This is a genomic window from Shewanella fodinae, assembly GCF_014651955.1.
Lineage (GTDB): Bacteria > Pseudomonadota > Gammaproteobacteria > Enterobacterales > Shewanellaceae > Shewanella > Shewanella fodinae.
Window position 1 is genome coordinate 14,144 of record NZ_BMXW01000015.1, and the last position, 23,384, is coordinate 37,527.

22 protein-coding genes and 1 tRNA gene are annotated in these 23,384 nt (G+C 49.6%); 13 read left to right on the forward strand and 10 right to left on the reverse strand.

The annotated features are described in order from the left end of the window. Positions 1–56 precede the first annotated feature (56 nt). The 4 genes from IE064_RS13220 (at position 57) to IE064_RS13235 (ending at position 4,373) form a co-directional block, all read left to right on the forward strand. Positions 57–1,076, forward strand: a complete 1,020-nt coding sequence (locus IE064_RS13220; RefSeq protein ID WP_189618183.1) for a methyltransferase — start codon at positions 57–59, stop codon at positions 1,074–1,076. Between the two features lie 146 nt (positions 1,077–1,222). Continuing rightward, positions 1,223–2,893, forward strand: coding sequence for a flagellar assembly protein A (locus tag IE064_RS13225; RefSeq protein WP_189618184.1), 1,671 nt, complete (start codon positions 1,223–1,225; stop codon positions 2,891–2,893). Continuing rightward, positions 2,871–3,224: a DUF4144 family protein gene (locus IE064_RS13230; RefSeq protein ID WP_189618185.1), complete on the forward strand. Its 354-nt coding sequence runs from the start codon at positions 2,871–2,873 to the stop codon at positions 3,222–3,224. The genes IE064_RS13225 and IE064_RS13230 overlap by 23 nt, the downstream gene beginning before the upstream one ends. Positions 3,225–3,287: 63 nt before the next feature. Continuing rightward, on the forward strand, positions 3,288–4,373 hold the full coding sequence (locus IE064_RS13235) for a site-2 protease family protein (protein WP_189618186.1): 1,086 nt from the start codon (positions 3,288–3,290) through the stop codon (positions 4,371–4,373). Between the two features lie 50 nt (positions 4,374–4,423). On the opposite strand, the gene IE064_RS13240 is transcribed toward IE064_RS13235, so the two are convergent. Beyond that, positions 4,424–5,269: a pirin family protein gene (locus IE064_RS13240; protein WP_189618187.1), complete on the reverse strand. Its 846-nt coding sequence runs from the start codon at positions 5,267–5,269 to the stop codon at positions 4,424–4,426. Between the two features lie 592 nt (positions 5,270–5,861). Between IE064_RS13240 and IE064_RS13245 the strand changes: the two genes are divergently transcribed. Beyond that, positions 5,862–7,265 carry an anion permease gene (locus IE064_RS13245; RefSeq protein WP_189618188.1) on the forward strand — a complete coding sequence of 468 codons (1,404 nt, stop codon included), beginning with the start codon at positions 5,862–5,864 and terminating at the stop codon, positions 7,263–7,265. A gap of 64 nt (positions 7,266–7,329) precedes the next feature. Then, complete coding sequence (locus IE064_RS13250) at positions 7,330–8,838, forward strand: fumarate hydratase (RefSeq protein ID WP_133037822.1); 1,509 nt, start codon at positions 7,330–7,332, stop codon at positions 8,836–8,838. A gap of 330 nt (positions 8,839–9,168) precedes the next feature. Here IE064_RS13250 and IE064_RS13255 read toward each other — a convergent pair whose 3' ends face one another. The 7 genes from IE064_RS13255 to IE064_RS13285 all read right to left on the reverse strand — a co-directional run bounded on the left by IE064_RS13255 (position 9,169) and on the right by IE064_RS13285 (position 15,629). Next, positions 9,169–9,867: a response regulator gene (locus IE064_RS13255; RefSeq protein ID WP_229800048.1), complete on the reverse strand. Its 699-nt coding sequence runs from the start codon at positions 9,865–9,867 to the stop codon at positions 9,169–9,171. After that, positions 9,836–11,500 carry an ATP-binding protein gene (locus IE064_RS13260; RefSeq protein WP_189618189.1) on the reverse strand — a complete coding sequence of 555 codons (1,665 nt, stop codon included), beginning with the start codon at positions 11,498–11,500 and terminating at the stop codon, positions 9,836–9,838. Before IE064_RS13260 ends, IE064_RS13255 begins: the two co-directional genes overlap by 32 nt. Before the next feature lie 150 nt (positions 11,501–11,650). After that, entirely contained in the window at positions 11,651–12,016 is a 366-nt protein-coding gene (gene frdD / locus IE064_RS13265) for a fumarate reductase subunit FrdD (protein WP_189618190.1), read from the reverse strand. A 13-nt stretch (positions 12,017–12,029) separates the two neighbouring features. After that, positions 12,030–12,413 (reverse strand): fumarate reductase subunit FrdC, encoded by a 384-nt coding sequence (frdC, locus tag IE064_RS13270; protein ID WP_133037825.1) that lies wholly within the window; start codon positions 12,411–12,413, stop codon positions 12,030–12,032. Between the two features lies 1 nt (position 12,414). After that, positions 12,415–13,149 carry a succinate dehydrogenase/fumarate reductase iron-sulfur subunit gene (locus IE064_RS13275; protein ID WP_189618191.1) on the reverse strand — a complete coding sequence of 245 codons (735 nt, stop codon included), beginning with the start codon at positions 13,147–13,149 and terminating at the stop codon, positions 12,415–12,417. Continuing rightward, complete coding sequence (frdA, locus tag IE064_RS13280) at positions 13,149–14,924, reverse strand: fumarate reductase (quinol) flavoprotein subunit (protein ID WP_189618192.1); 1,776 nt, start codon at positions 14,922–14,924, stop codon at positions 13,149–13,151. The genes IE064_RS13275 and frdA overlap by 1 nt, the downstream gene beginning before the upstream one ends. A gap of 432 nt (positions 14,925–15,356) precedes the next feature. Beyond that, positions 15,357–15,629 (reverse strand): hypothetical protein, encoded by a 273-nt coding sequence (locus IE064_RS13285; protein WP_189618193.1) that lies wholly within the window; start codon positions 15,627–15,629, stop codon positions 15,357–15,359. Between the two features lie 200 nt (positions 15,630–15,829). Here IE064_RS13285 and IE064_RS13290 point away from each other — a divergent pair, with 200 nt between their 5' ends. The 7 genes from IE064_RS13290 (at position 15,830) to IE064_RS13320 (ending at position 20,422) form a co-directional block, all read left to right on the forward strand. Next, entirely contained in the window at positions 15,830–16,288 is a 459-nt protein-coding gene (locus IE064_RS13290; protein WP_189618194.1) for a GNAT family N-acetyltransferase, read from the forward strand. Continuing rightward, on the forward strand, positions 16,285–16,818 hold the full coding sequence (gene yjjX / locus IE064_RS13295; RefSeq protein ID WP_189618195.1) for an inosine/xanthosine triphosphatase: 534 nt from the start codon (positions 16,285–16,287) through the stop codon (positions 16,816–16,818). Before IE064_RS13290 ends, yjjX begins: the two co-directional genes overlap by 4 nt. A 26-nt stretch (positions 16,819–16,844) precedes the next feature. After that, positions 16,845–17,330, forward strand: coding sequence for a GNAT family N-acetyltransferase (locus IE064_RS13300; protein ID WP_189618196.1), 486 nt, complete (start codon positions 16,845–16,847; stop codon positions 17,328–17,330). A gap of 89 nt (positions 17,331–17,419) precedes the next feature. Then, the gene (locus IE064_RS13305; protein ID WP_189618197.1) at positions 17,420–18,460 is read left to right on the forward strand and encodes an NADP(H)-dependent aldo-keto reductase; all 1,041 of its coding nucleotides are present in this window, start codon (positions 17,420–17,422) and stop codon (positions 18,458–18,460) included. A gap of 80 nt (positions 18,461–18,540) precedes the next feature. Further along, entirely contained in the window at positions 18,541–19,758 is a 1,218-nt protein-coding gene (locus tag IE064_RS13310) for an aminotransferase class V-fold PLP-dependent enzyme (protein WP_189618198.1), read from the forward strand. An 11-nt stretch (positions 19,759–19,769) separates the two neighbouring features. Next, a complete protein-coding gene (locus tag IE064_RS13315) occupies positions 19,770–20,210 on the forward strand; it encodes a SufE family protein (RefSeq protein WP_189618199.1) in 441 nt (146 codons plus the stop codon). A 135-nt stretch (positions 20,211–20,345) separates the two neighbouring features. Beyond that, positions 20,346–20,422: transfer RNA gene (locus IE064_RS13320), tRNA-Pro, on the forward strand. A gap of 25 nt (positions 20,423–20,447) precedes the next feature. Here IE064_RS13320 and IE064_RS13325 read toward each other — a convergent pair. Together IE064_RS13325 and IE064_RS13330 are read right to left on the reverse strand one after the other, a co-directional pair. Next, the gene (locus tag IE064_RS13325) at positions 20,448–21,059 is read right to left on the reverse strand and encodes a HupE/UreJ family protein (protein ID WP_189618200.1); all 612 of its coding nucleotides are present in this window, start codon (positions 21,057–21,059) and stop codon (positions 20,448–20,450) included. A 120-nt stretch (positions 21,060–21,179) separates the two neighbouring features. Further along, entirely contained in the window at positions 21,180–23,084 is a 1,905-nt protein-coding gene (locus IE064_RS13330; protein WP_189618201.1) for a peptidase U32 family protein, read from the reverse strand. Between the last annotated feature and the right edge of the window lie 300 nt (positions 23,085–23,384).

Below are 23,384 nucleotides of genomic sequence, written 5' to 3' on the forward strand. Positions count from 1 at the left end.
TCAGGATGCCGCTTTGGCTATAATGGCCGCCTTTCAATCAAAACGGGATTCTGCCAGTGCTGACCGCTCCCTCTCAGCTAATATTACGTAACAGTGAACATGTCCGCGGCAAAGTACTCTTGCTTAATCACGAAAGTGACTTGTGCGCTGTTGAACTGCAGAAAGACTGCGATTCCGTCACCGCGCTGGCGCTGGACTTCAATCATTATTTAGCTCTACAAGCCGCGGGGGCAAAAGTTACCTGTTATTTTGGCCATCAGTTACCAAAACCAGACACCTTCGACACTGTCGTTATCTACTACCCAAAAGCCAAAGCCCTGATGGGATATTTGCTGCAACTGGCCGCAGTCTATCTTAGCAACGGCGGTCAGTTATTAGTCGTTGGGGAAAATAAAGGCGGTATTCGCGCTTTTGATAAGCAGCAGAGCGATCATTTCTCGCCCGCCAGAAAGCGCGACAATGCCCGCCATTGCTTACTTTACACCGCTGAGCGTAACCACACCCTAGCACAACTGCATATCGAACCGTTTCTCAGTCGCTACCAACTGTCCACCGCAAATGGGACATTGACTATTTGTAATATGGTGGGTGTATTCAGCGAAAAACAGCTGGATCAAGGCACTGAGTTATTACTGCAACACTTGCCATCACTAAACGGCCGAGTACTGGACTTTGGCTGTGGTGCCGGAGTGATCAGCGCAGCACTATTGCTGCAGAACCCGCAATTGCAGCTGGAATGCGTCGACATCAACGCATTGGCATTGCTTGCTTGTGAACATACGCTAGCGGCCAATGGCTTCAGCGCCCGAGTTTATCCATCTGATGGATTGGCACAGGTCACGGGAGCGTTTGACGGCATTATTTCCAATCCGCCATTCCATGACGGCCTCAACAGCACCACCGATATCGCCACCAGCTTTGTCGCCGATAGCCGCCGTCACCTCAAATCAGGAGGCATCTGGCAGATTGTTGCCAATCGGCATTTACCTTATGCCGACACCATTGTCCGCCATTTTGGTGAAGTGAATATCATCGCTGAGACCAATAAGTACAAGGTCTATCGTAATCGCACTTGAGCAAAAAAAGCGCAGTTTGCGACATTGACAACAGATTTCAGGTAACGTTAGATGTTTGTTATTAAAAGGGTTCGTTGGCCGGAAAAGTATTGATATACTCGGACAGGATCACATAAAACTATAATGAAATTACCTTGGATAACATCATGCTGGCGCCAGAACTGCTCCACCTAAGCAGCGATAGTCAGTTCGCTGAGTTAAGGATTGTCCCCCAAAAACACGGACCTATTACCGAGGAATCGTTACGGCAACTATTAACGCTGCCGGAATTTGCGTCACTCTTCCCGCTTGAACAAGCGATCAAAACAGCGGTGAAAGATGTCAACAACCTGTCGGTAAAGGATGAAGGCTGTCATGAACTTTTCTTCCGCATTGCTGAGCGGTGTGACGGCAAAATTACCTTAGAGACCACCAAAGATAAGATGCAAGCCAGCATGACCCTTGTTGCACCTTGGGGAGGGAAAGCCGTTAGCTTGCCAGAGGTTTTACAACAGCTCAAACTACAGAATATCTGTATGGGGCTGTCAAAACAAAAAATTGAAGCACTGTTAAATGCAGCAGGCAAACTGCGCCCGGGAGAGAGTGTTAGCGGCATGATTGCAGTAGGCCGACCCGTCATCAATGGTACCCACGCCAAACTTGAACGTAAAGTACCGCTGGCCAGAGAGCGCTTGTTACAGCCTCAAGAACGTGAAGATGGCACGGTGGATATGCGCAACCTTGGCTCAGTGGTAATGGTGCGGCCCAAAGATCTATTGATGGTAAAGATACCGGCTACTGACGGCGTGAACGGTTACAACGTCAACGGCGAAATTATCCCGGCCAAAGCGGGGAAAGACCTTGAACTCAAAGCGGGAGTCGGCACCGAAATATCCCCCACCAATCCCAACATGCTGTTGGCAACGGCAGCAGGCCAGCCGGTGGAATTTCGTGACGGCATGCAAGTCGACGATGTACTGCAAATTAAAGACGTAGATGTTGGCTATGGCAATGTAGATTTCAAAGGCAGCGTACTCATCAGCGGCGATGTTTGTGAAGGCATGCGGGTACGCAGTTCCGGTGATATTACGGTAATGGGCTTTGTGGAATCTGCCACTCTTGAGGCGGATGGCGACATTACTGTCAGTAAAGGGGTTCTCGGACGGCAGTTGGGTGGCAATGAACTATCAACCCACTTACACGCCAAAGGACAGATTTCAGCCCAGTTTGTGCAATATTCACACTTACAGTGTTTAGGCAACGTGTTGGTGACCAAGCAGTTGCTGCATAGTCATACCGAAACTGACGCCAAGCTCATCGTCAGCGACAGCAGTGGTCGTCGCGGTGATTTGGTCGGTGGTTGGGTAAAAGCGGAACAAGGGATCCAGGCCGTCACCATCGGCGCGACCGCCGACACCAAAACCGAACTCTATTGTGCGATGCGGTTGGACGAGCAGAAACTTAAGCTTAAAGAGCTGGACGAAAGTATCCGACAGCTAGTGGTGACCAAACTAGACATGGAAGCGCGCCTGAGAAAACTTCCGCCCAAAGCTGAATGGCAACAGGATGCTGTGATGGTAGAGCAGGTCAAGATGATGCTGGAGCAAAAGCATACCATTGACGCGGAACTGACACGGGAAGAAGCAGAAGCTGACACAGTGCGTAACGACAGCGACAGTTACTACCATCGCAATCATATCGAAGTAAAACGCCATATGTATGCCAATGTGGAAATACACATTGGCGGGGCCCAACATAAAACCCAGCGGGAGCACGGTCCTTGTGTTGTTGAAAATCAAGGCGCAGAAATTACCTTTGACTACAGCAACCGCAACTGACGCAGCAGCAACGCCCCACTGGCCAGCACTGTTGCACCAGCAAAATGTCGATGAATTGCTGTACTTGGAGAATAACCAAGACTGGGAACAGCTCTTGGCTGCCGCGCATTTGCTCAACTTAGGCGACCGGTTAGTGGACAGCGCCGGAACCATCTGGGGATTAACGTTTCGCAATAAGCAAGTGCAACTGCTCATGTCAGAAATGATACCGCTGAGTGAATTACAACAGCTGATACAAGCTCACGCGCTGTTGGATGGCAGCTGTTGCGTCAGCAAACTGCAGATAAATTCCGTTACTGAAGCCATACAATTCGTCAAATCTCTGTCCTAAACACTTCTGTTATGGCATAGCAATGTGCATAATCGCCCTCAAGTTACTGAATGACGGAACGTCATGGAATTATTAAATATTGAATGTCTCGGAAAACCGCTGCGACTTGAAGCATCGCTGGCGGGCTGGCAACAACTATTCTGGGATGACCAACTGGTTTCACAAAAGACGGCTGGCAGCGACAATGAAGGACTGAAAGTCCATGTATTTCAACTGCATCAACAAGACAAAGCGCAACCTATAGAGGTACGTCTTGAAACGGATATCCGCTGGCAACCTTTTGTGCTGGATTATCGACTACAGGTTGATGATGACATCTACGCACAAGGCCGCCGTACAGAAAAGGATATGGAGCGCCAAAGCCCACCACCACAGGCTAAGGCCACAAAACCTGGGACTTTGGGCTTGTTATCTTTGGCGTTCAAGTTATTTAAGAGTGCCAAAGTCATTAAAGTGGTGCTGGCCGGTGCCAGCATTGCTGCCTACTCTTGGTTATTCTCATTCCAATTTGCCTTAGCGTTGTTGGTATGTCTGATGTTTCACGAGTATGGACATATCCGCGCCATGAAGTATTTTGGGATGAAAACCAAAGGCATCTACCTTATTCCGTTCATGGGTGGGCTGGCGTTGTCGGATGATAAAATCAATACGCGCTGGCAAGATGTGGTCATTTCGATGATGGGGCCATTTTTTGGCTTGCTGCTATCACTGGTTGCACTACTGATATATCACCTGACAGCCAATCCTTTTTTTGCAGCCTTAGCGGGCTTCAATGCACTATTAAACCTGTTTAACCTGTTACCTGTGTTGCCTCTGGATGGCGGTCATGCCATCAAAAGTATCAGTTTTTCACAAAACCGCATCATGGGTTTGGTTATCTGCTGTGCCGGTTTAGTATTGGGCGTTTATCTTAGTTACCGTCTGGGGCTAACACTGCTGGGGTTCCTGCTGGCCATCGGTGGACTGGAGATTATTGCGGAATGGAAACAACGGCTCAACAGCCATTTGATCCCTCTGGATCGCTACGGGCAGGTTGTTTCTGCCACCTGGTATTTGATCACCGTGATCGCGCTGGTAGGCGTTATCTGGCATTTAGCCGGCAGTGGTGATGGCATGTTGGGATTGCCGTTACAGATATTGCAAAGCTAGCCGTCATAGGAGTAACAAGACCGAAAACGCCGGTCTTGTTACTTTGGTAATCACACTATTTCACCAAACTGACCACTTTGATAATCACTGATGGCCTGCATGATTTCCGCCTGAGTATTCATCACAAAAGGTCCCATTTGCACGACTTTTTCACCGATAGCATTGCCAGCCAACAATAACATCCCGGCTGTTTCATCAGCGGCATGCAATTGCAATGGTGCCTTTGGATCCAAAAGCAACATATTGCCAGCACCGACCTCGCCGCCCCCCACAAGCTGTAATCTGCCCTGATAAAGATATAACGCCACAGTACTGTACTGTGACAAATCAAGTTGAGATATTGCTCCGGCGGGTAATGTCAAATCGGCAATCGCACCATTAGCCGCCAACCCCATTAATGGCGCATCAGCGGACTCACTGCCATATTGCCAATGCCCAGCCAGTAAATACAACTGCCCATTTCCATCCGATAGTGTTGCATGTTCACTATTCCCAGAATCCTGATATTGCGGATGGCGCATCTTGTCCTTAGCGGGCATATTGAGCCATATCTGAAAACCATGCAGCCCGCTGTCAGCATCCGCTAACGGCATTTCAGAATGAACCACGCCGCGGCCCGTGCTCATCCATTGCACTTTGCCGGCGCGGATTGCCCGTACGTTACCCAACTGGTCACGATGCTCGAAACCTCCCTTACGAATGTAGGTAAAAGTTTCCATACCTCGGTGGGGGTGAGCCGGAAATCCACCGATATAATCCTTGGCATCATCCGAGCGGATCTCATCTAACATCAGATACGGATCCAGTGCTAACCGCTGGAAATCAGCAACTCGCATAATATTGACCCCGTCTCCGTCGCGGCTGGGCACCGCCCGCAACTGTTGAATGACTTTCATAGTACGACTCCTGATAATTGCAACTGGTTACCAGCTTAGTCGTATACCGATAGTACGAAAAGCAACATTTCCGGTTGGAAATCTTCTATTTAATTGAACTATCTTGCCTACGGTTTGATAGACCCCCTAATTCAGGAGATAACAAATCGTTGGCACCTATATCACCCAACATTTTCAGACTAAATATAAATTTTTATAACGGTCTCATGTTTACAGTTAATAATGACATAAGTCACATATTAACAACTGCGAATATGTAAGAAATTTTATGCTGACAAATAAATTAAATCACAACAAAGACAACTTACTTAACTGATTAATTTAATCAAATAATGAAAAATGGCTCGTAACAAACAAAATCTTAACTTATCAATATATTACAATTATAAAATGTATCTTACATAAGCATTAATAAGTTACAAAACGAGTTAAATGGCAAAAAACAAACAAAGTTACATATGAATTCCCCTCGCCAATTTTAATCTGAATTTCAGTTAATGTTATTCCCGCAGCTCAGGTAATAACGCCTGGTAAAAGTAATTTAAACCAAGTTAAACGCAATAATTCCTATTAATTAAAATTGGTGCTTACCATGAATAAAAAAATCATCTCATGGCTGGTCATTCTGGCAGTAGCCGTCGGCATCTGGCTGACGCCAGCGCCTGCCAGTGTTGATCCTAAAGCCTGGCATCTACTGGCAATCTTCGTTGCCACTGTGCTGGGGCTGATCCTAGAACCTATCCCCATGGGTGCCGTGGCTATCTGCGGTATCACAGCTACCGCCGTCACCGGAACCTTATCTATTAAAGAAGCCATGACCGGTTTCTCTAATACCACTATCTGGCTGATTGTAATGGCGTTCTTTATTTCCAGAGCGTTCATTAAAAGTGGACTTGGGGCCCGCATTGGTTACATATTTATGCGCTTGATGGGGAAACGTACGCTGACCCTGTCATATGGTTTGCTGATGACAGATTTTATTCTGGCACCGGCAATCCCCTCTAACACGGCACGTACTGGTGGCATCGTATTCCCACTGGCGAATTCAGTGGCCGATGCTTATGGCTCCCGCGCAGAAGACGACACATCCGGTAAGCTTGGCAGCTTTCTGATGACCACTGTATTCCATGGCACCACTATTACTGGCGCGATGTTCCTGACTGGCATGGCCGCTAACCCACTAGCTGCCAAACTCGCCGCCGATATGGGGATTGAAATCAGTTGGGGCCAATGGGCGCTGGCAGCGATTGTGCCGGGGATTGTGGGTCTGCTGCTGATGCCATTATTCGCCTATATGCTAAACAAGCCTGCCATTACTGCAACCCCTCAAGCACCACAGATTGCCGCTAAAGCGCTGGCCGAGATGGGTAAAATGAAAATGTCTGAGTGGGTGACACTTGGAACTTTCATCGCCTTAATTGGGCTGTGGATTGCCGGGCCATCTTTCGGCCTGAATGGTACAACAGCCGCCATGATCGGTTTAATCCTGCTGGTAAACGCCAATGTTCTGAGCTGGGACGATGTACTGAAAGAGAAAGGTGCTTGGAATACCCTGACTTGGTTCTCAGCACTGGTCATGATGGCCACCTTCCTTAACAAGCTGGGGCTGATCAAATGGTTTGGTAGCAGTATCGCCGCCAACCTCACCGGACTCGACTGGCCAGTGGCACTGCTGGCACTGGCACTGCTGTATTATTACATCCACTACGCTTTTGCTTCTTCTACCGCACATGTTGCCGCGCTGTACTCAGTATTCCTGGCAGTTGCGGTGCAAATGGGTGCCCCCGGGTTGATGTCAGCCATTATCTTCGGGGTGATCTCCAACCTGATGGGCGGTGTCACTCACTACGGTACTGGCCCCGCCCCAATTCTGTTCGGTGCTGGTCACGTATCGCTGCCTAAATGGTGGAGCCTGGGCTTCATCATGGGCCTACTGCAACTGGTCATCTGGGCCGTTGTTGGCGGGATCTGGTGGAAAGTAATCGGTCTTTATTAATCACCAACGGGCGTTACTCAAGAGCTAACGCCTGTATTTCATTGATAACAGCAAAGGGAACGCCATGACTATTATCAAAAAAGCGGACTTCATCGATAGTATTGAAGACGCACTGCAGTATATCTCTTACTACCATCCGCTGGATTTCGTCAAAGCGATGGAGAAAGCCTACCATGCGGAAAAAAGCCAGGCTGCCAAAGATGCGATTGCGCAGATCCTGATCAACTCTCGTATGGCGGCTGAAGGCCATCGTCCAATCTGTCAAGATACCGGTATTGTGACCTGCTTCGTGAAGATCGGTATGAATGTCCAGTGGGACAGCGATATGACCGTCCAACAGATGGTCGATGAAGGCACCAAACGTGCCTATAACAGTTCCGTTAACCCACTGCGTCAGTCTGTCGTTGCAGATCCAGCGGGCGCCCGTAAAAACACCAAAACTAACGCTCCAGCGGTAGTGCATGTGGAAATGGTAGCGGGTGATAAAGTTGACATCATGATCGCTGCCAAAGGTGGTGGTTCTGAAAATAAAACTAAGATGGTGATGCTGAACCCCTCTGATGATATCGCCGCTTGGGTAGAAAAAACCGTGCCGCTGATGGGCGCTGGCTGGTGTCCTCCAGGTATGTTGGGGATTGGTATCGGTGGTACTGCCGAAAAAGCCGCGCTAATGGCCAAAGAAGCCCTGATGGAACCGGTTGATATTCATGAATTACAGGCGAAAGGTGCCGAAACGGCTGAAGAAAAACTGCGTCTGGACATCTTCGACCGTGTCAACAAACTCGGTATTGGTGCTCAAGGGCTGGGTGGTGTGACTACCGTCGTCGACGTGAAAATCAAGACGGCGCCAACTCACGCGGCATCGAAGCCAGTGTGTATCATCCCTAACTGTGCCGCCACCCGCCATGTGCATTTCACTCTGGACGGTAATGGCCCTGCCACACTGACACCGCCAAAACTGGCAGACTGGCCAGAAGTAACTTGGGAAGTGGGTAACAACGTACGCCGCGTTAACGTTAACGAACTGAAAAAAGAGGATGTTGCTGCATGGAAAGCCGGTGAAACCGTGCTGCTGTCAGGCAAAATCCTCACCGGTCGTGACGCTGCCCATAAACGTATTCAAGACATGCTGGCAAAAGGTGAATCTTTCCCTGTAGATTTCCAGAATCGCTTTATTTACTACGTTGGCCCAGTGGATGCCGTTGGTGATGAAGTGGTTGGCCCTGCGGGCCCAACAACTTCTACCCGCATGGACAAGTTCTCTGACATGATGCTGGAACAGGCGGGCCTGATGGGCATGATAGGTAAAGCTGAACGTGGCCCGGCGACAGTAGCGTCTATCAAGAAGAATAAGGCGGTATATCTGATGGCCGTGGGCGGTGCTGCATATCTGGTAGCGAAAGCTATCAAAGCCGCGCGTACCGTTGCGTTTGCTGACTTAGGGATGGAAGCTATCTACGAATTTGATGTCGAAGATATGCCAGTCACCGTAGCGGTGGACAGCGAAGGTAATAATGTCCACGAAACGGGTCCTGAGATCTGGAAAATCAAAATTGCTGAAATGAACGCCTGATCAGGCGTTCATACGTCGCCAATTTTATGTGTTCCTTGTCAGCGGCGAGTTAGCAATAAGGGCAGCCTGTAATGGAATATAGGCTGTCCTTTTTTACATCATCCCTCGTCGCCCCGCCATTAAACACCTCATAAAGGCGTCGCGTCACACTATCAACCACCAGATAAGCCGTCATCTCGCGACCTGAGAAAGCCCTTCAGTATCAATAGTCTAGAGATGATTAAGCGCCACCGTGTCAGATGGTGGACGCCAGCGAAAGTCGACGATAGGCAAACCATAAAAAACCCCACGATTGTGTGGGGTTCAGTGTTCGATTCTGCATACAAACCATCAATCCAGCAGATTGATATCTGTCAGTTGATATAACCGCCGTGGCCGACCACCGGTCTTATAGTTAAGTACCATTTTCACCACACCTTCAGATTCCAGATATTCCAGATAACGGCGTACCGTGATACGACTGACATTCATGCGCTCACTCATGTCATCCACAGAGAAATCAGTGAGTTTCTCCTCTTTCAGGATTTTCTTCAGACTGTCCAGGGTGGTGACATCGATGCCCTTAGGGGTACGCCGTACCGGCGTGGTACTGCGTTTTCCCAAGATCTGATCGATAGCACCTTGATCCACGGTCTCATGGGTCGCGAGTTTCTGCCGATACAGCTTGTAATCATCCAGCGCTTGCCGCACCCGCGACATCCGCAACGGCTTCACCAAATAGTCACTGATCCCCAGTTGTACCGCCTGTTCCACGGTTGAAGCATCGCGTTCCGCAGTGGTCATGATGAAATAACAGTTAGCACCATCGCGGCGCAGTTTCTGGATCACATCAATGCCGTTACCATCGGGTAAGGTAATGTCCACAAACACCAGTTGCGGCTTGTACAGTTCGAAGTGCATCAATGCATCGGCGCAGGTTTCGCTAACGGCTACCACCTCAAAATCCGAGTGCTGGTTAATGGTCGATTCCAGGGCATAACTGGCCCGCGGATCGTCCTCAATAATCATGGTAGTGACTTTCTGCTTCATAGCGCTTGATTTCGCTCTTATCGATATAGATGGAGAACAGGGTGGCATGGTCCTCGGTGCGCTCCCAGTCAATACTGCCGCGGAACTGTTTTACCAGTTCGTTAACCAGGTATAAGCCCACACCCGTCTGCTCCTGTTCCTCTTTGCTGGTGACACCAAAATCGAGAATATGCTCAGCGATTTCCGATGCAACACCAGCGCCGGTATCCTGTACTTCAAGAATAACATGTTGACTGCGATCACTGACATAAACATGAACTGCCGGCGCCACATTTTGTCGATTATTCCAGGCGGCGAGGATCGCATTATCAATGAGATTACCCAGAATAGTCGCCAGTTTTTCTGACACTAACTTACTGTAATCTTGAAGAATATTATCGTCGTCTAGTTCATACTTGACGCCCATCTCGGTCGCTTTGTTGTATTTGGCAAGCAGCAGTGACGCCACCAAGCTGTTTTGTATTGAACGCACCAGATTGCCGATAATATGTTGATGGCCTTTGCTCTCGCGATCAATGAACTCTATCGCATCATCATAGTGCTTGAGCTGTAACATGCCGGATAATACATTGAGTTTATTTGAGTATTCATGGGTTTTGCTGCGCAGCAATTCGGCATAATTTTTGTAATAAATCAGTTCTTTCCTGAGATCATTCAGTTCCATATCCGCGAGGAAGAAAATCACATAGCCATGTTGTTCTTGAGCGGTTTGCAGCGGGTAAATACACACTCGATAGTCCAATTTTCCGAGTCGCAAACTGCCAGAATAGGCCTGCCCATGTCCGGCTCTAGCGATCTTATCCAGTGCCGAAGAGAAGCGCGACAGCGGCTGCCCAAGGTAATCCTGCTTACCCATACTGCCCATCGCCAAAATTTTGGTGGCGATATCGTTGATGGCAGTTATCAAAAAATGATTATCAATGGAGATAATGGGATCGCGGATAGCGTTAAAGATGCGGTCATGCTCCATCAGCCGATTAACGACCAGTTCTGGCTCCAAATCCTGCATGGTGCGTTTCAGCTTAGACAGCACCACCACAATCAATATGACGGTGATAACTAGGACCAGCAGTACCAGTAACAGCAGATGGGCGTGTCGTTCAATGAATAGATGGCTGACTTCCCCTTTCAAAATACCAACGCAGACAGCGCCCACCACCTTGCCATCAACCACCACCGGGGCAAAACTGCGGATCGCCAGGCCCAGAGATCCTACGGCATAAGTACTTTGTTTAATCCCCTGCTTGAGCACGGGTTGCAGATCATCGCCGACAAATTTTTTGCCAATTTTGTTGGCTGCCGGATGACTAAGGCGAATAGCATCCTGATTAACCACCACGATAAAAGAGGCATCTGTTTCTGCCCGCAAATTCTCAATATAGGAGCGAATGGAAACACCTGGCTCTTGGTTAGCTCGCTCCACAGCTTCTATAACCACGGGATCTCGCGCCAAGATACTGGCCATTTCCAGCCCGCGTTGTTTCAGACTTTCATCGTGAGTGGATTTCAACAGCTGGAACACCATTATCGCCATAATGGTAATGATCCACGCCATCGCCAGCAGAATACTGGTGATGAAGTGCTTTTTGAAATTCATCGGCTTACGGAAATGAAAACGCGGTAATACAGCCATAAATCAACCTGTAGAGTAGGGAATTAGCCGTAACGCAGCCAGTATTTTAAGCATAATGTAACCACCCGCTTTTATAAACAAACAAGGGCGCCTTAGTCACGAAATGTCGATAGATTCCGCCACCTTGACACCCTAAGTTTGTCACAACAATCAAGCCAGCATGGCCACCCAAATCACCGCCAGCAGCGTGACCACCGCAGCAATAACATAACAGGCGTATTTGCCCACAGCACCGATATGGACTTGCAGATCATGCAGGCCGTGATGAACCCGGTGCATGGCATGCCACATTGGCAACGCCAGTGTCAGCACAGTGAAAACAGCACCGACGGGAGAACTGACAAAATTAACCAACTTATCGTAGCTGAGATCGATAAACCCCAAACCATGCAACGGCAGCAAAATACCCATCAACAACACGGTGACTGGTGTCAGGATAGCAAACCAAGTGCCACCAGCACCGAACAAGCCCCACCAAATCGGTTCATCAGAGCGTTTAGGTGCATAATTCATCATAAATTTGTTCCTCTTATACCAGTGCCAAAACTACCGCAGACACGACCAGCACCAACAACCATTGCACCGCAACGACAGTGCCATCGGAGACTTTCTTATCACCCACTTTGATTGGCATAACTTTGGGCATCATGCTGAAAAATGTTTTGGCGTGATACAACGCGCCAACCAGCGCCAGCACATTGATAATCAACATTAGCGGATGCGATGAGAACGCCACCCAGGCATTAAATGCGCTTGGCCCCGAGACCAACGCAAACAGCCCGGCTGCCAAATTCAGCGTGAAAATAATCAGCGGCACAATAGTTAACTCACGCACCATATACCAACTGAAAAAATTGTTTTCGGCATACCAAGTACGCGCAATGGGCCGGACATAAGGTTTACGGTTTTGCATGTTAAGCCTCCTGTGGTCTCAGCATGGCGATCAGGAAGTCCTTAGAAGACTCCACCTTGCTCTGGTTAACGGCCGCAGCCGGGTCAACGTGTTTAGGACAAACTTCGGAGCAGTAACCGACAAAGGTACAACCCCAAGCCCCGTCTTTACCGTTGATCAACTTCATCCGCTCGGCTTTACCGTGGTCACGACTGTCCAGGTTATAACGACGAGCCAACGTTAAGGCCGCTGGGCCGATGAACTCTGGATTCAGACCGAACTGTGGACAAGCGGCGTAACACAAACCGCAGTTGATGCACCCCGCGAACTGTTTGTATTTCGCCATCTGTGCTGGCGTTTGCAGGTTAGGGCCCTCTTCTGGTTTACGATCGTTGCCGATAATGTAAGGCTTGATCGCTTCCAAACGTTCAAGGAACGGGGTCTTATCCACCACCAGATCTTTCTCAATGGCAAAGTTCGCTAGTGGCTCCAACGTCAGACCTTCTGGATAATCACGCAGGAAGGTCTTGCAAGCCAGCTTGGGCACATTGTTGACCATCACTCCGCAAGAGCCACAGATCGCCATGCGGCAAGACCAGCGGTAAGACAAGGACTTGTCCAGATGGTCCTTGATGTAAGCCAGTGCATCCTGCACTGAAGTGGTGTCATTCGCCGGAACTTTAAATGTTTCCAGATAGGGTTCTTCATCTTTCGCGGGATCGTAGCGAAGGACGTTAACTGTCTGCAGCTTATCCATTACGCTTTCTCCTGTTGTTTAGCGGCATCACCATACAGGCGAGCTTTAGGTTGAGACTTGGTGATTTTCACATCGCCGTACTTGATGGCGGGGATTTTGCTGTCTTGGTAATAGGCCAGTGAATGCTTCAGGAAATCCTGGTCATTACGTTCGGTGCAACCCACATCAAGACGCTGATGAGCGCCGCGAGATTCACGACGTTGAATCGCGGAATGGGCCATCGCTGTTGCCACATCCAGACCGAAGCCCACTTCAATGGCGTACAGTAGATCGGTGTTGAATACCTTGCTCTTGTCGGTTACCTGAATGCACTTATAGCGTTCATGCAGCTCGGCCAGCTTGTCGACGGTGGCTTGCATACCGGCTTCATCGCGGTAGATCCCACAGCCCGCTTCCATGCTCTTACACATTTCGGTGCGGATATCTGACCAGTTTTCGGTGCCTTTTTGTTCCAGCAAGGCGTTAACACGGGCTTCAGCCGCTTCAGTCTGTTGTTCAATGGCCTGGAAATCGAAGCCCTGGAATTCGGCGGCACGCTGCGCGGCAGTTTCACCCGCCAGACGACCAAAGACCACCAGCTCAGCCAGTGAGTTAGAACCCAGACGGTTAGCGCCGTGCAACCCCACAGAGGAACATTCACCGACCGCGAACAGACCTTTGATACTGGTTTCCGTGTTGCGATCTGTTTCCAGTCCACCCATGGTGTAATGCGCAGTGGGGCGAATGGGGATAGGTTCCTTAACCGGATCAACGTTCACATAGGCTTTGGCCAGTTCACAGATAAATGGCAAACGTTCTTTGAGGTAATCAGCGCCCAGATGACGCAGATCCAGATGCACCACATCACCCAGCGGATGCTTGATGGTGTTGCCCTTCTGCTGTTCATGCCAGAAGGCCTGAGAAACCTTGTCACGAGGACCCAGTTCCATATATTTGTTCTTCGGCTGACCTACTGGCGTTTCTGGGCCGAGGCCGTAATCCTGCAGGTAACGATAACCGTTTTTGTTGACCATGATGCCGCCTTCACCGCGGCAACCTTCAGTCATCAGGATGCCGGTGCCAGGCAAGCCGGTTGGGTGATACTGTACAAACTCCATGTCTCGCAACGCCACACCATGACGATAGGCAATGGCCATACCGTCACCCGTCACGATGCCACCGTTGGTATTGAAGTGATACACACGACCAGCACCACCGGTTGCCAGGATCACCGATTTTGCTTTGAAGCACACCAGTTCGCCTTCGGCGATAGACAGAGCGATGACCCCTTGTACTTCATTGTTAACCACCACCAGATCCAGCATGAAGTACTCGTCATAACGGACGATGCTCTGGTACTTCATTGAGGTCTGAAACAGCGTGTGCAACATATGGAAACCGGTTTTATCGGCCGCGAACCAGGTACGCTCGATTTTCATTCCACCAAAACGGCGCACATTCACTTCACCATTAGGCTTGCGGCTCCAAGGGCAGCCCCACAGTTCTAATTGGGTCATTTCGCGAGTCGCATTTTCAACGAAATATTCCACCACGTCCTGTTCGCACAACCAATCGCCACCAGACACTGTGTCATTAAAGTGGTTATCGAGACTGTCTTCTTCTTTGATAACGGCGGCAGAACCGCCTTCGGCGGCGACAGTGTGAGAACGCATGGGGTAAACTTTAGATATCAGTGCAATATTCAGTTCAGGATTGGCTTCTGCCGCGGCGATTGCTGCACGAAGACCGGCACCACCCGCTCCGACAACCGCCACATCAGTGGTTATAGTTTTCAAAATCACCCTCCAGCAGGAATTAAAAATCTGTGGATCAAAGCGGCTGCTCAATTAGCCGAATTGCCGATGTTTATTCAGGTAGCTCCCAGTTCATTTGCGGTCCTGATTAAATTCGCGGTGAGTATAACAACGGCTAAAAATAGGAAAGTGGGGGTAGATTCAATCGAAACTAAGAAGCACTTTTGTAACTTATAGAACCTTTAGCAACATATTTAATATCTATAAATAACAATGTGTTATAAATAAAACATCAATACTTTATGCGATTATCAGTAAGGATGTGACAGGTATCAAACGTTGCTGAATTTACAGAATCAGAGAACAGCGTCTGAATGGTTTGTTCAAAACAATAAAACCCTCAGGCCAACTTAGCTATAACAGATATATTTTTCAGTGTCAGCGTAACAAAACTAGCGCCACGGCGGGTTTGTATCAGGCATCAAAATGGATTTCATCCGCCAGATCAAAGCGAATTGGATACAATGCTGCTGGCGGCTCATCACGCTCCACAATGTAATCCCAGTAGTCGTTGTCAAAACGATGAAAGAAACCCTCTGTTTTCACCGCAAGACGATTGGCATACCACCACCAAACTGGGCCCCACAATCCGAGGGTGAACATAGTGAGCAAAAAATGCAGTAAATGGACTGCCAAACGATGCCTAGCACCGCGAGAGACTGATGTGAGGGATGATAAATCTGCCATAAAACTGCTCCGATCCACACGAGACGACATTACCCGAGACCGGGGATTGCTCAATAACAGCTTTATTATATTCAGCATTAGACTTTGGTCTAATAAATTTTCTGACTAAGCAACTCTGTAAATAAAGCTATTTGCACCATTTTGGGGGCACTGTTAGATTGTGCAGCCACCCCGATGAAAAATCTGATAAGAGAGATCCTATGCATATCCGCAAGGGCCGCAGCGAAGATATTGCGGCACTGGTAGCCTTTAATCAGGCAATGGCTGAAGAAACCGAAGGTCTGTTACTTGATCCAGAGATACTCACTCGTGGTGTGACCACCATGATCAACGAGCCACAACGGGGCTTTTACCTAGTGGCCGAACAGCAAGGACAAATTGTGGCGTCATTGATGGTGACATTTGAATGGAGTGACTGGCGTGCTGCGAACTATTACTGGATCCAGAGCGTCTATGTAACACCGGCCTGTCGTCGCCAAGGCATTTACCGCCAACTGTACCAAATGGTAAAGCAGATAGCGGCTGCCGATGGTGGTGCTGCAAGCTTTCGTTTGTATGTGGAGCACGATAATCAACGGGCACAGCAGACGTATAATGCGCTAGGCATGGCACAAAGCCACTATCTGATGTTTGAAGAAATTGTAAAGCCGAGTCTATGAAAACAGTTATTCGTGTAGTGGTTGGCTCTACCAATCCAGTAAAAATAAATGCCGCTAGAACCGCCGTTGCGACCTTACATCCAGAGGCCGAAATCCATTGTGAAGGCGTAAAAGCCCCTTCAGGGGTGGCGGATCAGCCAATGACTGACGCTGCAACTCGTCAAGGCGCTATCAATCGTGTCAACTGGTGTCGGTGCCATACTCAAGCCGATTATTATCTGGCGATGGAAGGTGGCGTCGACATCGTGGCAGCACAGGCGTATACCTATGCTTGGGTCGCCATTGCCAACCAGCAGCAAGTTTGTCTTAGTCGCAGCGCCCACCTGCCCTTGCCGACTCGGGTTTATCAAGCACTGGAGCAGGGGCAGGAGTTGGGAGACGTGATGGACCGTATGTTCAACACGGTAAATATCAAGCAGGCGGGAGGCGCAATTGGCCTACTCACCCATGGTCACGCCAGCCGCGAAAGTACTTATACGGCGGCCTTGGTGATGGCAGCAGCACCGCTGCGTTTTCCCGAACTTTACTGACGTTAAGGGCTAAGAGACTGCAAACAATGGCTAACACCACTTTTCGCCCACTGACAGCTGCCGACAATGCGGTTATTGCCGCCATTATCCGCGAAGTTTCCGCCGAGTATGGGCTGACGGTAGACAAAGGTTATAGTGTGGCAGACCCAACACTGGATGATCTCGCGGCTATATATCATCAACCGGGATACGGTTACTGGTTATTAGAGATTGATGGCGTTGTTGTGGGAGGCGCTGGCATAGGCAAAGTCGCAGGACAAGCACAGATCTGCGAACTACAGAAGATGTATTTTTTGCCCACCGCCCGAGGATTGGGGTTGGGTGAACAGCTTGCACGGCACTGTATCACACAAGCCAAAGCGGCAGGTTATCGGCAAATGTATCTGGAAACCACACAGCTGTTGCCAGAAGCGCTACGGTTATACCATAAACTCGGTTTCAAACAATTGGCCTCAGCACTGGGTAATACCGGCCATGATGCCTGTGAAATTCCGATGTTGCTGGACATCTGACTAAAAATCAGCCACCCAAAAAAGATTGGCTGTCCAGCTAACGAAAAACTTGCTAGCGTGCTAGCAAACAGGAACTAAGGGAGCAGTCAATGGAATATTTGCGTATTCCCAATTCCAACCTAGAAGTCAGTAAGCTGTGCCTAGGGACCATGACCTGGGGCCAGCAGAACACCCAGGCTGAAGCGTTCGCCCAGTTGGATCTGGCACTCGGTGAAGGTATTAACTTTATCGATACCGCTGAAATGTATCCAGTGCCACCAATGCCGGAAACACAAGGTGAGACCGAACGCATCATAGGCAACTATCTGAAATCCCGTGGCAACCGTGACAAGCTGGTGATTGCGACCAAAATTGCCGCCCCCGGTGGTCGCAGTGATTATATCCGCCCAAACATGGCATTGGATTGGGACAATATTCATGCAGCGGTGGATTGTTCACTGCAACGCCTTGGTGTTGACACCATCGATCTGTTTCAGATCCACTGGCCACATCGCAATACTAACTTCTTCGGTGAATTCTATTACCAGCAACAGCCCAAGGAATCACAGACGCCAATTCTAAAGACGTTGGAAGCCTTAGCGGAAGTCATCCGACTTGGAAAGGTACGCTACATTGGGGTTTCTAACGAGACACCTTGGGGCCTGATGAAGTATCTGCAGTTGGCAGACAAACACGGCATGCCGCGTATTATCACGGTACAAAATCCCTACAACTTGCTAAACCGCAGTTTCGAGATTGGCATGAGTGAGATCAGTCATCGGGAACAGTTGCCATTACTCGCATACTCGCCACTGGCATTTGGCACGCTCAGCGGTAAATATCTCGATAATCAGTGGCCAGAAGGCGCACGTCTGACCCTGTTCAAACGTTTTTCCCGTTATACGGGCAGTGAACAGGCGCAACAAGCGACTGAAGCCTATGTGACGCTGGCCCGTAAACTGGGGCTGAGTCCGGCGCAGATGGCATTGGCCTGGGTAAATTCACGGCCATTTGTTGGTGCCAATATTATTGGTGCCACCAGCACCCAGCAGTTGCAAGAAAATATCGATAGCCAACAACTGACCTTGTCAGAAGCAGCATTAGCGGAACTTGAAGCGCTCAGTCTGCAATATCGTATTCCCTGCCCTTAACGCACCACTGAGCAACGGGCTTGCATTAGGCGCACAAATCTTTGAAGATCTGTGCGCCTTTTGATTTTAGATAAACCACCATGAGCCGTTCCCCAATTCGCCAACAATTTCCAATTCTGAACCAGATGATGGGCAGCTATCCACTGTGTTATCTCGATAACGCTGCCACCAGCCAAAAGCCGGAGCGGGTGATACAGGCGATGGATGACTATTACCGTCGTTACAATGCGAATGTTCACCGTGGTAGTTACCAGCTGTCGGCCACGGCAACCAGCGCCTTTGAGGCGGTACGTCGGCAACTGCAGCAGTTTATTCACGCCGCCCATCCACAAGAGGTGATTTTTACTCACGGCACTACCGAAGCACTGAACCTATTGGCCTATGGCCTGAACAAGCACATTAAGCCCGGTGACCGCATTCTGGTGGACAGCACCGCGCATCACGCTAACCTAGTGCCATGGCAACAATTAGCACAGCGATGTGGCGCAGAGCTAATCGCTATTCCACTGACCGACGAACTGCGACTGGATCGGCAAGCATTAAGGACATTACTGCAACAGCCCACTAGATTGGTCGCCCTAAATCACGTATCCAATGTGCTTGGCACCGTTAACGATATTGCAGCCTTGGCGCAGGAAATCCGCGCCGCGGGGGCTATTTGTGTCGTAGATGGTGCCCAGGCTATTGGTCATCTGCCAGTAGATGTACAACAACTTGGCTGTGATTTTTATGCGTTTTCAGGCCATAAGATGTATGGTCCTACCGGAGTTGGCGTGCTGTGGGGACGACTGCCGTTATTAGCAACGTTGGAGCCTATGCTTACCGGCGGCGAAATGATCAAAACCGTGAGCTTTACCCAGACTGAGTTTGGCGAACTCCCCTTCCGTCTGGAGGCAGGCACACCGCCGATTGCCGAAGTGATCGGCTTGGGTGCAGCCATCGACTTTCTTAACAGTGTTGACCGCAACAACGCGCAGCAGCAGGAACAACAATTGCTGCAGCAGTTACAGCAACAACTCGCCGCGCTACCGGGAATTACGCTTTACGGTGCCCATGCAGACAACCGCGGCGCAATTGCGTTTAACCTCGCAGGTGAACACCACCAAGATGTGGGGATTTTGCTGGATCAACAAGGCGTTGCCATTCGTTGCGGTCATCACTGTGCCATGCCATTGATGGACGCCATGGGGCTAAAAGGCTGCTGCCGCGTCTCGTTGGGGATTTATAGCAACGCCGACGATATTACTCGTTTTATTCAAGCATTACGTACCACAATTACCCTGCTAACAGGCGAGTAACAGAGGCACTCATGGAGCAACCAGACCAACCGTTATTTGCACTGTTTTTGCAGCAACAACCGCAGTTACAACAGGCTGCCGAGGCGGTTGCTGCCGCCAATCAGTGGCAGGACAAGTATCGCTTGCTGATGCAAGCGGGCAAACTGTTACCCCAATTACCGCCACAATGGCAACAGGATGCGGCGCGCGTCAGTGGCTGCGAAAGTGCAGTGTGGTTGTATCATCTACAGCAACAACAGCGACATCTATATCTGGCGGATAGTGATGCCCGCGTTGTTAGAGGTTTGATTGCCCTCTTGCTCGCAGGAATTAATAACGCTAGCGCTACCGAGCTGGCCGCCTTTTCAGCAGAAACCTATTTTGCCCATTTAGGGTTAGCAGGCCAGCTTAGCCCTTCGCGCAGCAATGGCTTGTATGCCATTGTCGATATGATGAAAAATCTATCTAAATAGATTTCGCGAAATTCAGCTCAAATTTACAGCAAACGATATTTTGGCTATCACGCTTAGGCAAAATTTGTGGCATCATACGCAGCGTTGCAGGGCGGCGGTGGTTATTGTCGCACTGCAACGTCAGGAATGTCGGAGCGGAGCGTAGCTCAGCCTGGTAGAGCACTGTCTTCGGGAGGCAGGGGTCGGAGGTTCGAATCCTCTCGCTCCGACCAATTCCACACTCTCTTTTGTTTGTCGCTAATCTAGCAATACCATCAACAATCCCGCCAACAGCATCATGCCACCAATGCCGTATGCTACGGGCTTATGCTGGGTTTTTACCAGTGTTGAGCAGGTCGCTTCCCCCAACAGACTCATCAGCAGCGCGGCAGCCAATCCCGGTAACAATACCAACAGCAGATCATAAGGGCTGAGTCCTTGCTGCCAGCCAACGAATCCAATATTGGCATGACCATAGGTGTAGCCATGGGAGAATGCCAACATGCCCACCAGCGCCGCCGCCACATGGGTTGCTAATCTGATGTTTCCGGCAATCAACATACCCACCACAAATACCGACAGCAGAATACTGGCTTTGGCAATCATCAAAACCACCGATGACGGAGCTATCATCGCTCCCAGCGCCAACAGCACCAGATATGCCAACGGCAAGACCCATAAGGCGCGGCCACCTAATTGTACCGACCAGATGCCAACCCCAGTGGTTACCAACAATCCAGCAGCTAACGCGAGTGGCGGTAATTTCAATAATGGTGTGGAATACTCACCAGACATGGTGAATGACAACAGAATTAGGGTAATAATTCCCAACAGCATGACAAAACTACGTTCAAACAGAGCTTTTGGCATTTTGGCCTCCCCACTTGTCCGCTTTATCAGTTCCAGCTTAAGCGGCAAGGCCAAACGCTTGTTTGATTGAGTTCAAAAAAACCTCAAAAACTGTAAAAATTTGTAACCAACATGTGGCGCTTATAACTTGTTATTACCTACCACCAGCATCTCACATTTGAGGCAGTCGAATACCAATTTAAGCGTATCGTTACCCACCTCCAACTGCATTGGCTCTGCTTTCAGCTCAGGGTGTTCTTTCGGACACAGGTTAAAGCTATAACGCAAACAATGCTTGGTGATCATCAAAGGGGTATCTTCCAACAACTGGTTCTGCTCGTAAGATGGTTCAATCTTAATCACGCCATGTTGTTCATAAAAAGCCTTAGCACTGGCATTGTTCACATTCCCTAAATAGCTGAGGTATTTCTGCGGGAACATCGCGTTGGGATCTCGCGGCCAGGGCTGCGGCCGTTGGTAATTATGCTCACGGACCTGTTCTAATGCCGCCACGGCATCGCGGCGTAGCCCATTCAACAACGCAGATGGCACAAACCAAGGCTGTGCAGTGGCAATCTCAACGTTACCAGCACGATAGCGAGTCCCCCCTAACTTGGTTAAGCTGGCATAGAGGTGTTGTTGTGCTTTTTGCGGATCGTTGGCAGTTTGCCGCTCATAACTGATACAGACTTCAGCACGATTGCCATGATGGTCGCTGATAGCCAGCCCCAGCCCATCATCAGTATCGAACAGTTGTAAGTCGACATCCAGTAAGCGCTTGGCGGATTCTTTACTGAGTAAATTTTCAAAATCATGATCAAGGTTGCGGAACAGTTCTACACCCACCCGCAGATCGCCCGGCACCGCAGCGGCCAGCCAGACACGGTTGCCCTCAGCACGGTTAACCCGAATGCCGTTGAGCTTGGCATCTGAATGCACCGCCTTGGCAAAATCGATGGTGAAATAGCACAAACCATCACCATTATGCAGCGCTCCGGCCTCTGCACCATCGGTATTGATCTCAAACCAATCCTTGCCGATGCGACTTACCCGGCCAGCACTCTGTCCTAAATACTTAGGCGTGCGGAAATCATTCAGACCACCATGCCGTTGGTTAACAAAATAGTCCGTTTTACCGCGGTTAAAGCTCTTGTCTGGATTAGGGGTAAAGGTGTACTCACAACGCCCGTGTGATGAGGGTTGCAGCGCTGGCGATTGCGCCATAATTGCGTCTAGCTGCTGCCGATAATGCGCGGTGACATTTTTCACATAACTCAGGTCTTTCAAGCGCCCTTCAATTTTGAAGGAACGGATCCCCGCTTGGATGAGAGCCTGCAGATTATCAGTCTGGTTATTGTCTTTCAGCGACAGCAGATGCTGGTTTTCCGCCAGAACTTCCCCATCACGAGTCTTGAGGTTGCACGGCAAGCGGCACATCTGTGAGCATTCGCCACGATTAGCACTGCGTTTACTGTAGGCATGGCTCAGATTACACAGTCCAGAGTAACTGACGCAAAGTGCACCATGAATAAAAAACTCCAGACGAGTTTTTACCTTAGCAGCGATCACCCGGATCTGTTCCAGACTCAGTTCCCGTGCCAGCACCACCTGTGAGAATCCCACCTGTTCCAGAAACGCCACTTTTTCAGGGGTACGGTTGTCGGTTTGCGTACTGGCATGCAGTGCGATGGGGGGTAAATCCAACTGCAAAATGCCCATGTCCTGCACAATCAGCGCATCGGTCCCCGCTTGATAAAGTTCCCCGATCAGCTTATCGGCTTGTTGCAATTCTTGGTCACTGAGGATGGTATTAAGTGCCACAAACACCTGCGCCCCATAGCCGTGGGCAAACCGGCATAGACGCTCAATATCTTGCACACTATTGCCAGCCGTGGCCCGTGCGCCAAATGCTGGCCCACCAATATACACAGCATCGGCACCATGACTGATAGCCGCAATGCCGTAGTCGGCATTTTTTGCAGGGGCGAGCAACTCAAGCATATTATCAGCATGAAGAGACTGCGCGGGGGTATATATCTGTACCATGGTTCAGGACCTGCTAAACAAGAGGGGACGGAGTATAACAAAGCCACTAAAAGCTGCACAGCCGCATTTTAGTGCAATTATCCTCTGATAACTGCCTGCCTCTACACTATTCTGCAGACCAACATAGGGCGCCGATGAGATAGGCAAAGCCCGGTTTTGAATACCAAGTAATCCTAATAATAAGATAGCGGCTGGTGTCGCAATGATGGGTTCATGGTGCATTGCCGACGATAGGCGTTTTGTTATATCTCCCTCTGCCAGCGTTTAGCGTTAACGAGTCATTTTACGGTCGCACTGAAT